The organism is Candidatus Allofournierella merdavium, assembly GCF_944382735.1.
Lineage (GTDB): Bacteria > Bacillota > Clostridia > Oscillospirales > Ruminococcaceae > Allofournierella_A > Allofournierella_A merdavium.
Map to the genome: position 1 here is coordinate 67,525 of NZ_CALWND010000010.1, position 12,079 is coordinate 79,603.

Sequence of the window (12,079 nt, forward strand, 5' to 3'; positions counted from 1 at the left end):
CATATTTTGCCCCGTCGTGCCCCTGCTTTTGCCACATTTGCGGCAAAAGCAAAAAAGCGGGGCAGCCCCCAGGGGACCGCCCCGCGCAGCGCGGAACATTTTTACTGCATCAGCTCGCACACCGCCTGGGCATAGGCCACGGGGTCCTCGATGGGCAGGCCCTCGATGAGCAGGGCCTGGTCGTAGAGGATGCGGGCGTACTTGCCCAGCTTCTCGCTCTCGCCCTTTTCCTGCAGGCCTTGCAGGGTGGCGAAGATGGGATGGTCGGCGTTGATCTCCAGCACCTTCTGGCTCTTGGGGGCGTTTTCCGCCGCGCCGGGCATGGCGGAGAGCACCTTTTCCATCTCCAGCGACAGGGGCCCCTCGCTGGACAGGCACACCGGGTGGCTCTTGAGCCGGGTGGACAGGCGCACCGCCTCTACCTTGCCCTCCAGCGCCGCCTTCATGGCGTCGAACAGGGGCTTGTTGGCCTCGGTCTTCTCCTCGGCGGCCTTCTTCTCCTCCTCGGTCTCGAGACCCAGGTCGCCGGAGGAGACGTTCTTGAACTCCTTCTCGGCGTCCTTCTCGCCGTAGCGGCGCAGCATCTGCAGGCAGAATTCGTCCACGTCCTCGGTGAGCAGCAGCACGTCAAAGCCCTTCTCCAGCACCAGTTCGGCGGCGGGCAGCTTGGCCAGCCGGTCCGCCGAGTCGCCGGCGGCATAGTAGATGTACTTCTGGCCCTCGCCCATCTTCTCCACATACTCCGCCAGGGTGACCATCTTCTTCTCCCGGGCGCTGTAGAAGAGCAGCAGGTCCTTCAGCAGGTCGGCGTGCATGCCGTAGTCGGCGTAGCAGCCGTATTTCAGCTGGCGGCCAAAATTCTTGAAGAACTCCTCGTACTTCTCCCGGTCGTTGTTCTTCATGGCGGTGAGCTCGTTCTTGATCTTCTTTTCCAGGCTGGTGCGGATAAGCTTGAGCCGCCCGTCCTGCTGGAGCATCTCACGGCTGATGTTCAGAGAGAGGTCCTGGCTGTCCACCACGCCCTTGACGAAGCTGAAGTGGTCGGGCAACAGGTCCGCGCACTTGTCCATGATGAGCACACCGCTGGCGTACAGCTGCAGGCCCTTCTCATACTCGCGGGTGTAGTAGTCGTAGGGCGCGCGGCCCGGGATGAACAACAGGGCATTGTAGGTGGCGGTGCCCTCGGTGCGGCTCACGATCACCCGGGCGGGGTCGGTGTAGTCGTAGAATTTATCCTTGTAGAACTGGTTGTACTCCTCGTCCGTCACCTCGCCTTTGGCCCGCTTCCACAGCGGCACCATGCTGTTCAGCGTCTCCAGCTCGGTGTAGGTCTCGTACTCGGGGGTGTAATCCTCCCCGGCGTCGGCGGGCTTTTCCTTCTGGCGGGTCTTCTCCCGGTACATCTGGATGGGGTAGCGCACATAGTCGCTGTACTTCTTCACGATGCCCACCAGGGTGTACTCGTCCAAAAAGCGGTCATAGTTCTCCTCGGGGGTGTTCTCCTTGATGACCAGGATGACCTGGGTGCCCACCTCCGGCTTGTCGGCCTCGGTGATGGTGTAGCCCTCGGCGCCCTTGCTCTCCCACTTCCAGGCGGTGTCGCTGCCGAAGGCACGGCTGATCACCGTGACCCGACTGGCCACCATGAAGGCGGAATAGAAGCCCACGCCGAACTGGCCGATGATGTCGATGTCATCGGCCTTATTTTCCTTTTTGAAGTCAAAGCTGCCGCTGCGGGCGATGGTGCCCAGGTTCTTTTCCAACTCCTCCTTGGTCATGCCGATGCCGTTGTCGGTGAGGGTGATGGTGCGGCTGGCCTTATCCAGCGCCAGCTGGATCTTGTAGTCCTCCTTGCGGCTGGACACGGTGTGATCGGTGAGGCTTTTGAAATAGAGCTTATCGATGGCGTCGCTGGCGTTGCTGATGAGCTCCCGCAGGAAAATCTCCTTGTTGGAGTAGATGCTGTTGATCATCAGATCCAGCAGCTTTTTGCTCTCGGCCTTGAATTGTTTTACTGCCATGTGTGTTCGCTCCCTTTATATCAAATCTTGCGTGATACGTTTTAGCACTCTCTATTTAAGAGTGCTAATTAACTATAGCGCGTTTTGCACAAAATTGCAAGAGGTTTCACACAAAATTTAAATTCCGTTCAAATCCCGTGGCTGCGGGGAAACGGCACGGCGGAACAGCAGCGGACCCGCCAGAGGGAAAAGGTCGCAGCGCGGCGGCAGGCAGCGCGTTTTGGCGGATGGCGGCGGGGTGAAGCGGAGGTCACAGGCCAGGCGGGCGGTGGAGCCCCCTCCTTCGCCCGGGACGCGCGAAGGGGGGGGGCCGGCGGCACACACGTCCGGGCGCTGAAACGGGCCCGGACGGGACCAGCCCCCGGAAAACGACCCATGACGGCAAAAAAGCCGGGCTGAAACATCAGCCCGGCGTGAACAGTTCGTCCACGGTGGTGCCCAGCTCCTGCGCCAGCTTGAAGGCCAGCGCCAGGGTGGGGTCGTATTTGTTGTTCTCGATGGCGTTGATGGTCTGGCGGGATACGCCGCACTTTTTGGCCAGCTGCTCCTGCAAAAGGCCCTTTTCCCGGCGCATCTGGCGGATCTTATTTTCCACGTTCGAAATCACCGTACCGTTTCTTTAACACCAGCAGCACCACGAAGTAGGTCATCGCGGTGACGCTGAGGTCGATAAATGGGTTGGACTGCAGCTTCTGCGCCCGCACCACCGCCTCCACCACGTCGAAGATCTGGGTCAGCACCGTGACCAGCAGGGTGAAAGCCCCCGCCTTCCAGACGATGAGCTGGCGGCGCTCGTCTCCCTGGCGCACCAGCGACACCACCATCCCGATGTCCAGGGCGATGCTGCCCAGCAGAAAAAGCCCGAACAAAATCAGAAGAAAGTTTTCCACCGTGAACATGCCTTGCGTTACAGGGTCCATTGCGCTGCCTCCTTTTTAAAATGTCAAATCTTTTTGACATCATCAGCATAACACGGGGCGCAGCGTATATCAAGAGTTTTTGACATTTTTTATTGGGCGCAGGCGCCTTCATCGCGCAGGGCAGTGCCGCAGGACAAGGGGACCGGCAAGCGGGCATGATCCTGAGCAGGCAAGGCGCCGGTCCGCAGGGCGGCAAGACGGCAAGCGACGGCCCCGCGCGACAGAAGACGGGGCACGGCGGCGGGCAGCTGCCGCATGCGAAACCTCCCGCCCTTTCTTCATGACGAAAAGGTGTCCCCGTCGGCTGAAACAGGCGGGCGGTCACCGCGGGTCATTACAAAAAGGGGGCCGGCCGGGCCTTGCGGCCCGGCCGGCCCCCTGGGGAAGCGCTATTGACAAGCCGCCCTCAGCGGGTGCTCTTGTCGTAGGGGACGCCCTCCGCCTTGGGGGCGCGGCTCTTCTTGCTGGTGAAGGCCAGCACCACCAGGGTGATGAGGTAGGGCAGCATCCGGTAGAAGTGGGGGCTGATGCCCACATCCGCCAGCAGGAACACGCCGTCGCCGTTGATGTCGATGCTGGCGTAGGAGGCGGCGATGCACTTGAACAGGCCGAACAGCAGCGCCGAGCAGGCGATGTTCAGCGGCTTCCAGTTGCCGAAGATCATCACGGCCAGGGCCAAAAAGCCGAAGCCGGCCACGTCGCCGGTGGAGGCGCAGTTGGCGGTGGTGAGGGCGTAGACGAAGCCGCCCATGCCGGCCAGCGCACCGGAGATGGTGGTGCCGGCGTAGCGCATCACATAGACATTGATGCCCAGGGAGTCCGCCGCCTGGGGGTTCTCGCCGCAGCTGCGCAGCCGCAGGCCGAAGCGGGTCTTGTAAAGCAGGACGGACAGCAGGATGAACAGCAAAATGCAGATGTAGGTGGCAAAGTAGGTCTTGTCGATGAAGGTGCTGCCGAAGAAGCCCATCTCATCGCTGCGGCCATAGCCGAAGAAGCTCTTTTTGATCATGAACCAGCTGGCGGAGTCGCCCTCGGCCATCTGCAGGGTGTTCTGGTTGGCGATGATGCGGATGAAGAAGAGCACCAGCGCGGGGGCCAGCAGGTTCAGCGCGGTGCCGCCGATGGTCTGGTCCGCCTTGAGGTTCACCGAGGCGAAGGAGAGCAGCAGCGAGAACACAGCGCCCATGATGGCCGCCACCAGCATGGCCAGCACCATGAAGCCCTGCAAAGCCACCCAGTCGCCGGCGGCCTTGGCCTCGGCAAAGGTGCCCGCCTTCTGGGTGAGGTTGACGAACAGCACGCCGATGAAGGCGCCGAAGATCATGATGCCTTCCAGCGCCAGGTTGATGATGCCGCTGCGCTCGGCGAAAACGCCGGCCAGCGCCACGATCATCAGCGGCACGGCATAAATCAGGGTCTGTTGGATCAGAAAGGTCATTTCGCCTCGCCTCCTTTCGCGTCTCCGGCGTCCGCCGGCGCGGGGGCCGGCTCGGCGGCAGCGGCCGCCTTGTGCTTCTTGCCGCGGCCGCTGAGCCACAGCTTGATGACCAGCGAGAAGGCGCTGAGGTAGACGATCACCGCGATGATGACGTCGGTGATGTACTCGTTGTAGGCGGTGAGGTTGGTCAGCTGCAGGCCCACGATGTCCAGCATAGACATGAAGCAGCCGGTGAAGATGACGCCGATGGGGTTGCTGGCCGCCAGCAGGGCCACGGGGATGCCGTTGAAGCCGGTGGCGGGCAGGCTCTGGTAGGTGGACCAGAAGAACTCGGTGTTGCCGGAGAGGTAATAGAGGGAGGCGGCCGCGCCGGACAGCGCGCCGGCGATGGCCATGCTCAGCACGATGTTGCGCTTGTCGTTGATGCCGGCGTAGCGGGCCGCGTGGCGGTTGGCGCCGCAGGCTTTGAGCTCATAGCCCAGGATGGTCTTGTTCATCAGCACATACACCAGGATGGCGATGACGATGGCCACCAGGATGCCGCCGTTCACCTGGGAATTGGGGAACAGCTTGTCCAGCCCCAGCTTTGCGGTCTGCACGCCGTTGTAGCTGGTCTTGTAGATGTAGCCGCTCTTGGTGTTCTCCACCAGGTTGCGGAAGTCGCTGCCGTCGAACATCCAGGTCACAAGGTTGGCGGCGATCCAGTTGGTCATGATGCAGGCCAGCACCTCGTTGATGTTGAGGAATGCCTTGACCAGGCCGGGCAGGCAGCCCCAGGCCGCGCCCGCCAGCATACCGCCCAAAAAGGCGATGAGCCAGACCAGCGGGGCGGGCACCACCTCGGTGGGGATGCCCAGCGCCAGCATCAGGGTGGCGGCGGTGCCCATCAGGTACTGACCGGGCGCGCCGATGTTGAACAGGCCGGTCTTGAAGGCCACCGCCACCGACAGGCCGGTGAGGATCAGCGGGGTGGCGCGGAAGAGCATATTGCCCACGCTGGTGGAGTTGAAGCCGAAGGTCAGCTGGCCGGCGGCGTTGCGGCCGGTGCTGAACAGGCCGCCGAACACCAGGCGGATACCCTCCCAGGCGCCGGTGGCGCCCAGGTTCTTGTTGCCCAGGCCCACCACCAGGATGATGACGCCGCCCACGGCCATGCCGATCAGGATGGAGATCAGAGAGGCAAGCACCGACTTGGTGCCGTCTTTCTGCCAAAGCTTTGAAAGCCCTCCGTTCATGCGCTCTCCCCCTCCTTCTTCATTCGTTTCGCGCCGGCCATGTAGAGGCCCAGCTCCTGCACGGTGGTGGCCTTGGGATCCAATTCGCCCACGATCTCACCCTCGTACATCACCAGGATGCGGTCGGACAGGCTCATCACCTCGTCCAGCTCCAGGCTGACCAGCAGCACCGCCTTGCCGGCGTCCCGCTGGGCCACCAGCTGACCGTGGATGTACTCGATGGCGCCCACGTCCAGGCCGCGGGTGGGCTGCACCGCCACCACCAGGGGCTTCTGGCGGTCCAGCTCGCGGGCGATGATGGCCTTCTGCTGGTTGCCGCCGGACATGCTGCGGGCGATGGTCACCGGGCCCTGGCCGCTGCGCACGTCGTACTGCCGGATGAGCTTTTCGGCGTAGGCGCGCACCGCGCCGTTGTCGATGAAGCCGAAATGCTCAAAGCGGGGCTCCCGGTAGGTCTGGAGCACCATGTTCTGCTCCAGCGTGAAATCCAGCACCAGGCCGTGCTTGTGGCGGTCCTCGGGGATGTGGCTCATATTCTGGCCGCGGCTGCGGATGGAGGCGTGGGTGATGTCGCGGCCGCACAGGGTGATGCGGCCGCCGCTGGCCTTGTCCAGCCCGGTGAGGCCGTGGATGAACTCGGTCTGGCCGTTGCCGTCGATGCCGGCGATGCAGACGATCTCGCCCGCGCGCACCTCAAAACTCACGTTGTTCACCGCGTTGTGCTTGTGGCCGCTCTTGCCAGGCATGGTGAAGCCTTCCACCTGAAGCACCACATCGCCGGGCTTGGCGGGCTCCTTGACCACTTCCAGCTGCACGGGGCGGCCCACCATCATGTTGGAGAGGGACTGCTTGTCCGTCTCGGCGGTGTTCACGGTGCCGATGTACTTGCCCTTGCGCAGCACGGTGACCCGGTCGGCCACCGCCATGATCTCGTTGAGCTTGTGGGAGATGAACAGGATGCTCTTGCCCTCCTTGACGAACTCCCGCATGGTGTTCATCAGCTCGTCGATCTCCTGGGGGGTGAGCACGGCGGTGGGCTCGTCGAAGATCAGGATCTCATTGTCGCGGTAGAGCATCTTGAGGATCTCCACCCGCTGCTGCATCCCCACGGTGATGTCCTCCACCTTTGCGTCCAGGTCCACCTTCAGGCCGTACTTTTCGCTGAGGGCCTGCACCTTCTCCCGGGCCGCCTTCTTCTGCAAAAAGCCCAGGCGGGTGGTCTCGGCGCCCAGGATGATGTTGTCCAGCACGGTGAACACGTCGATCAGCTTGAAGTGCTGGTGCACCATGCCGATGCCCAGGGCCGTGGCGTCGTTGGGATTGTTGATCTTCACCACTTCGCCGTTTTTGCGGATCTCGCCCTTCTCCGGCTGGTACAGGCCGAACAGCACGCTCATCAGCGTGGATTTGCCCGCGCCGTTCTCCCCCAGCAGGGCGTGGATCTCGCCCCGCCGCAACTGGAGGGTGATGTCGTCGTTGGCGATGATCCCGGGGAACTCTTTGGTAATGTGCAACATCTCGATGATGTTCTCAGTTTGCATGATTCTGGTCCCGCCTCCTCCGCGTAAAATGTGCGTTTGTAACAGTTTTATTATACCGTACCGCCCGGCAAAACACAAGAAATATTCCCGTGCGGGCGCAAAAGACGCAAAAAAGCGGGGCGGGGGCAAACGCCCCCGCCCCGCGCGCGTTCACAGGGAAGGCAGATCAGATCATGTTCAGATTCAGATTGCTCCACTGGGTGCTCTCCAGCTTGGAGAAGTCGTTGTCCACCACCAGGGTGCCGTCCAGCATCTGCTGATACAGGGCCTCGTACTCCTCCACGGTGAAGGTCTCGAAGCGCCAGGAGTCGGCCGCGGTGGGCAGCTCAACGGCGTTGTCCTTCACGCCCAGGCTGGTGGCATTGCCGCCGATCTCGCTGAAGGTGCCGTCGTAGACCTTGGCCACGGCCCACTGCACCGCGTCGCTCAGGCCCTTCATGGCGCTGGTGACAACGGTGTCAGACTCGCCGGACTGGTCCACGTCCACGCCGATCACATAGCCGTCGTTGGCGGAGGCAGCGGCGGAGATGGACTGGAACATGGAACCGCCGCAGGCGAAGACGATCTCAGTGCCGTTGGCGTACCAGCCGCTGATCATGGTCTGCAGCTCGGTGGACGCCTGGAAGGTGGCGCCGTACTCCCAGGAGTAGTTCATGTCGACGGTGATGCCCAACTCAGAGGCAGCGGCGTTGGCGCCCTGCACATAACCGTAGCCGAAACGGCAGCAGGCGTCGTTGGTGCCGCCGCCGCCGCCGGAGAAGCCCAGCTTGGTGAAGCCGTCCTTCACAGCGGCAAAGCCGGCCAGGTAGCCGGCCTGCTCCTCCTGGAAGGCGATGCCGGCAACGTTGGTCAGGGTGTTGCCCGCGTCATCGGTCAGGGGGTAGCCGTCGATGAAGACGAAGGGGGTGTCAGGGAACTCCATGGCGGCGCGCTTCAGAGCGGCCTCCTGCAGGTAGCCGGCGCACACCACGACCTCGGCGCCGCTGTCCACGGCGGCCTTCATGGCGTCGTAGCGGTCATCGTCGGTGGCCTGATCGCCGTTGGCGGGCTGGTAGTACTTGTAGCTCAGGCCGTTGGCGGCGGCGTACAGCTTCACGCCGTCGTAGGTGCCCTGGTTGAAGGACTTGTCCTTCAGCTGGCCCACGTCGGTGACGAAGGCCACCTGGTACTTGCCGTCGGCGCTGGTCATGTTGTCCTCGATGTCGTCGGCGGAGACAGTCTCGGTCTGGGCGGGCTCGCTGGCGGGCTCGCTGGCAGGGGTGGAGGCGGAGGCGGGCTCGCTGGCGGGGGTGCTGGTGGAGGCAGGGGTGCCGCCGCAAGCAGCCAGAGACAGAGCCATCGCCGCAGCCATGACAAGAGCGAGTAACTTCTTCATGCTTGACTCTCCTTTTTCTTTTCGGCCGGCGGTGTGCCCAGCCGCGAAGCGGCCCGGCAAACCGGCCTTTGAATGTGTGCCGGGCGCACAAAAACCCGGCCGCGCAGTTCAAGTATACCGCCCTTTGGCCCCGTTTTCAATCGTTTGAGGGCAAAAGGGTCAGTTACAAAAAGTTACACAAACGTCCCAAAGGGGCGCTTGTTTGCGGCGGCAGGCCTCTTTTGCCGCCAAACGCCGCGGCGTTCACTCCAGGTTCGCCGGGCCGAAACCGATGGGCAGCAGCTGGCCCAGGGTCATGGTGATGTAATCCTCTTCGCTCCTGGCCAGGATGACCTCCAGCCCGTCGCCGCCGAACTCGTAGAGGAACTGTCGGCACACCCCGCAGGGAGAGGTGACCAGGGTGTTCACCTTGCCCTGGGCCGCGCCCACGATGGCGATGCGGGAAAACTCCCGCACCCCCTCGCTCACCGCCTTCACCAGCGCCGTGCGCTCGGCGCAGCAGGTGGGGGTGTAGGTGGCGCTCTCGATGTTGCAGCCGGTGAACACCCGGCCGTCCTTCGCCTCCAGCGCCGCGCCCACCGTGAAGCGGGAGTAGGGCGCGTAGGCCTTTTCCCGGGCGGCAAAGGCGGTGCGGATGAGTTCCTGTGTGGTCAAAGCCGCTCTCCCCTTTCCCTTTATTCCGCCGCGCCCAGGGCGATCTTCATCATGTTGGTGAAGGTGGTCTGGCGCTGCTCAGGCGTGGTGATCTCGGGGCTGACGAAGCTGTCGGAGATGGTGAGGATGCAGGCGGCCTTTTTGCCCAGCACCGCCGCGTTGTGGAAGAGGGCGAAGCTCTCCATCTCCACCGCCACGCAGCCCTTTTCGTCCCGCAGCACCTCCCAGTAGGCAGGGTTTTTGCGGTCGTCGTGGCGGTAGAACACGTCGCTGGAGTGGATGACCCCCTCCACCAGGGGGACGCCCAGGGCGGCGGCCGAGGCCCGCAGCCGGTCGTTCAGTTCGGCGCTGGGCCGGGTGGTGTCGCCCTCAAAACCGGACATGGTCTTTGCGTAGCTGCTTTCGGAATAGGCGGCGGTGGCCAGCACCACGTCGTAGAGTTTCGCCCCTTCGGTGTAGGAGCCGGCGGAGCCGATGCGGATGATGTTCTCCACGCCGTACTGGGCGTACAGCTCATGGGAGTAGATGCCGATGCTGGGCATGCCCATGCCGCTGCCCATCACGCTCACCGGCTTGCCCTGCCAGGTGCCGGTGTAGCCCAGCATCCCCCGCACGTCGTTGAACAGCACGGGGTTTTCCAGGAAGGTCTCGGCGATGAACTTCGCCCGCAGCGGGTCGCCGGGCATCAGCACGGTCTTGGCGATCTGGCCTTTTTCGGCCTTGTTGTGGGGGGTAGACATAACAGTTCTCTCCTTCTTTATATGAAATGGTCCAGTGTAAAAGGGCCGTCAGCCCTCGGGGCGCTCCTTGACAAGGCCGGTCTGGTAGGCGGCCACCAGCCGCTTTAAATCCTCCACGTCGGCGGCCAGCTTGCGGCCGTTGTCGGTGTCGCCCACCAGCACCCGCTTTTCGGTGGTCTCGAACACGTCCACGCTGGAGACGATGTCCAGGTTATCTTTGATGGCCTTCTCCACCGTCTCGAAGGGCTGGTGGGCCCGCAGGGACAGGCCGTGGCTGTTGTAAACGAGGGTGTAGCCGGCGATGCCGGTCTTTTCGTGGTAGGCGCGGCAGAAGCCGCCGTCGATGCGGATCATCCGCCCGCCGCCCTTCACCGGGGCCTCCCCCTCCACCGCCCGCACCGGCACATGGCCGTTGACGATGTGGCTGCGGGTCTGGTCCAGCCCAAACTCCGCCAGGATGGCCCGGTCCATGCGGGTGTCGTTCACAAAGCGGTAGTAGGGATTGCTGGGCTCGTCGTGGGTGGCCTTGTCCGCCACAAAAAGGCGCTCAAAGGTGGTCATCTTGGCCCGGCCGTAGAGGGGCGAAAGCCTGCCGCACCACAGATACCACAGAAAATCGCACCCGCTCTGCCAGGCCTCGCTGCCCTCGGGGGAGAAATAGGCCCGCCGGGCCCGCTCGTCGCAGTAGTCCATCAGCGCCTTGCCGGCATAGCCGTGCTGCTCGAAGGTCTCCACCTGGAAGCCGCCGGACTCGGTGAGGGGCACCGCCCCGTGGAACATCAGGTTGCCGTTCTCGATGTGGTACACCCCGCCCTTGGCGTAGAGAAAGCGCACATGGCGCTGCAGCCGCTCGCTGTCGGTGAAGCTGCGCCGCAGCGAGGCCAGCACCTCCTCCTCGCCGGGGGTGAGGCGGGCGGGGTCGGCGGGGTCCACGGTGGGCAGGTCGTCGTCCTGCAACGGGTAGTGTTTGCCCTCCACCTCCACGGTGCCCGCCGAAAAGTCGATGCGGCGCAGGAAGTCCCGCCCTTCCAGCTCGAAGTCGGGGTTGCGGTCGATGACGGCGCACTCCAGCTTGAACATGATGACGGCGATGGCCTTGTGCATCCGGGCCACCCGGGCCAGTTCGCTGCGGTGGTAGGGGCCGCGGCTCTCGTCCACATGGGGATAGAAGTGGTGGATGTCACAATCCCGGTAGGTGTTTTCGGCAAAGAGGGCCAGCGGGCGGGTGTTGATGCCGTAGCCGTCTTCCACCGCCTCCAGGTTGTTGTAGGCCAGGGTGGTGCGCAGCACCGTGGCGATGCACACCGGGCTGCCCGCCGCCGCGCCCATCCACACCACGTCGTGATTGCCCCACTGGATGTCCACCGAGTGATGGGCCATCAGCTGCTCCATGATCAGGTCCGGCCGGGGGCCCCGGTCGAAGATGTCCCCCAGGATGTGCAGCTTGAACACCGCCAGCGTCTTGATGAGCTCGCACAGCGCCTCGATGAAGTCGTCCGCCCGGCCCACCGCCAGGATGCTGTTCAAGATCTCGTTGTAATAAAATTCCTTGTCGTGGTCCTCGAAGTGGGCGTGGAGCAGTTCGTCCAGAATGTAGGCGTAGTTTTTGGGCAGCCGCTTGCGCACAAAGCTGCGGGTGTGCTTGCTGGACACCACCCGGCAGACGTCGATGAGCCGGAACAGCGTTTTGCGGTACCAGGCGGGCAGGTCGGTCTGTCGGGCCTTCAGCTCGTCCAGCTTGCGATTCGGATAGTAGATGAGGGTGGCGAACTCCGCCCGCTCGGCCTCGCTCACCCCCTCGCCCAGCACCCGGTCCACCTTTTCCTTGATGACCCCGGAGGCGTTGTTCATAATATGGGTGAAGGCCTCGGCCTCTCCGTGGAGGTCGCTCATGAAGTGCTCGGTGCCCTTGGGCAGCTTGAGGATGGCCTGCAGGTTGATGATCTCGCTGCAGGCGCTGGCGATGGAGGGGTACTCCCGGGCCAGCAGGGTGAGGTATTTCAGATCTTTGCGCAGCTTATCCGCACCGGATCGCATGGCATTCGTCCTTTCGTTTGTCTTTTTGCGGGAAAAGATCGCACGATCAGCTTTCAGGGCCATTATACCACACCGGGCAGGAAATATGGTACAATGTTCCTTGGAAAATTTCAATCTC

10 protein-coding genes are annotated in these 12,079 nt (G+C 63.2%); all 10 read right to left on the reverse strand.

What is annotated here, in order from left to right:
* Positions 1-101: 101 nt before the first annotated feature.
* The 10 genes from htpG to ACH2A7_RS09730 all read right to left on the reverse strand — a co-directional run bounded on the left by htpG (position 102) and on the right by ACH2A7_RS09730 (position 11,961).
* Entirely contained in the window at positions 102-2,021 is a 1,920-nt protein-coding gene (gene htpG / locus ACH2A7_RS09685; protein WP_394961676.1) for a molecular chaperone HtpG, read from the reverse strand.
* Between the two features lie 403 nt (positions 2,022-2,424).
* Positions 2,425-2,616, reverse strand: coding sequence for a helix-turn-helix transcriptional regulator (locus ACH2A7_RS09690; protein ID WP_394961677.1), 192 nt, complete (start codon positions 2,614-2,616; stop codon positions 2,425-2,427).
* A complete protein-coding gene (locus ACH2A7_RS09695; protein ID WP_394961679.1) occupies positions 2,606-2,941 on the reverse strand; it encodes a hypothetical protein in 336 nt (111 codons plus the stop codon). Before ACH2A7_RS09695 ends, ACH2A7_RS09690 begins: the two co-directional genes overlap by 11 nt.
* A 406-nt stretch (positions 2,942-3,347) precedes the next feature.
* Positions 3,348-4,379, reverse strand: coding sequence for an ABC transporter permease (locus tag ACH2A7_RS09700; protein WP_394961680.1), 1,032 nt, complete (start codon positions 4,377-4,379; stop codon positions 3,348-3,350).
* A complete protein-coding gene (locus ACH2A7_RS09705; protein WP_394961681.1) occupies positions 4,376-5,614 on the reverse strand; it encodes an ABC transporter permease in 1,239 nt (412 codons plus the stop codon). Before ACH2A7_RS09705 ends, ACH2A7_RS09700 begins: the two co-directional genes overlap by 4 nt.
* Positions 5,611-7,155 (reverse strand): ABC transporter ATP-binding protein, encoded by a 1,545-nt coding sequence (locus ACH2A7_RS09710; RefSeq protein ID WP_394961682.1) that lies wholly within the window; start codon positions 7,153-7,155, stop codon positions 5,611-5,613. The genes ACH2A7_RS09705 and ACH2A7_RS09710 overlap by 4 nt, the downstream gene beginning before the upstream one ends.
* Before the next feature lie 166 nt (positions 7,156-7,321).
* A complete protein-coding gene (locus ACH2A7_RS09715) occupies positions 7,322-8,530 on the reverse strand; it encodes a BMP family protein (protein ID WP_394961683.1) in 1,209 nt (402 codons plus the stop codon).
* 243 nt (positions 8,531-8,773) lie between these two features.
* Positions 8,774-9,184, reverse strand: a complete 411-nt coding sequence (locus ACH2A7_RS09720; protein WP_394961684.1) for a cytidine deaminase — start codon at positions 9,182-9,184, stop codon at positions 8,774-8,776.
* A gap of 20 nt (positions 9,185-9,204) precedes the next feature.
* Positions 9,205-9,924: a purine-nucleoside phosphorylase gene (gene deoD, locus ACH2A7_RS09725; protein ID WP_394961685.1), complete on the reverse strand. Its 720-nt coding sequence runs from the start codon at positions 9,922-9,924 to the stop codon at positions 9,205-9,207.
* 48 nt (positions 9,925-9,972) lie between these two features.
* On the reverse strand, positions 9,973-11,961 hold the full coding sequence (locus ACH2A7_RS09730) for a fructose-1,6-bisphosphatase (protein WP_394961687.1): 1,989 nt from the start codon (positions 11,959-11,961) through the stop codon (positions 9,973-9,975).
* Positions 11,962-12,079: the final 118 nt, after the last annotated feature.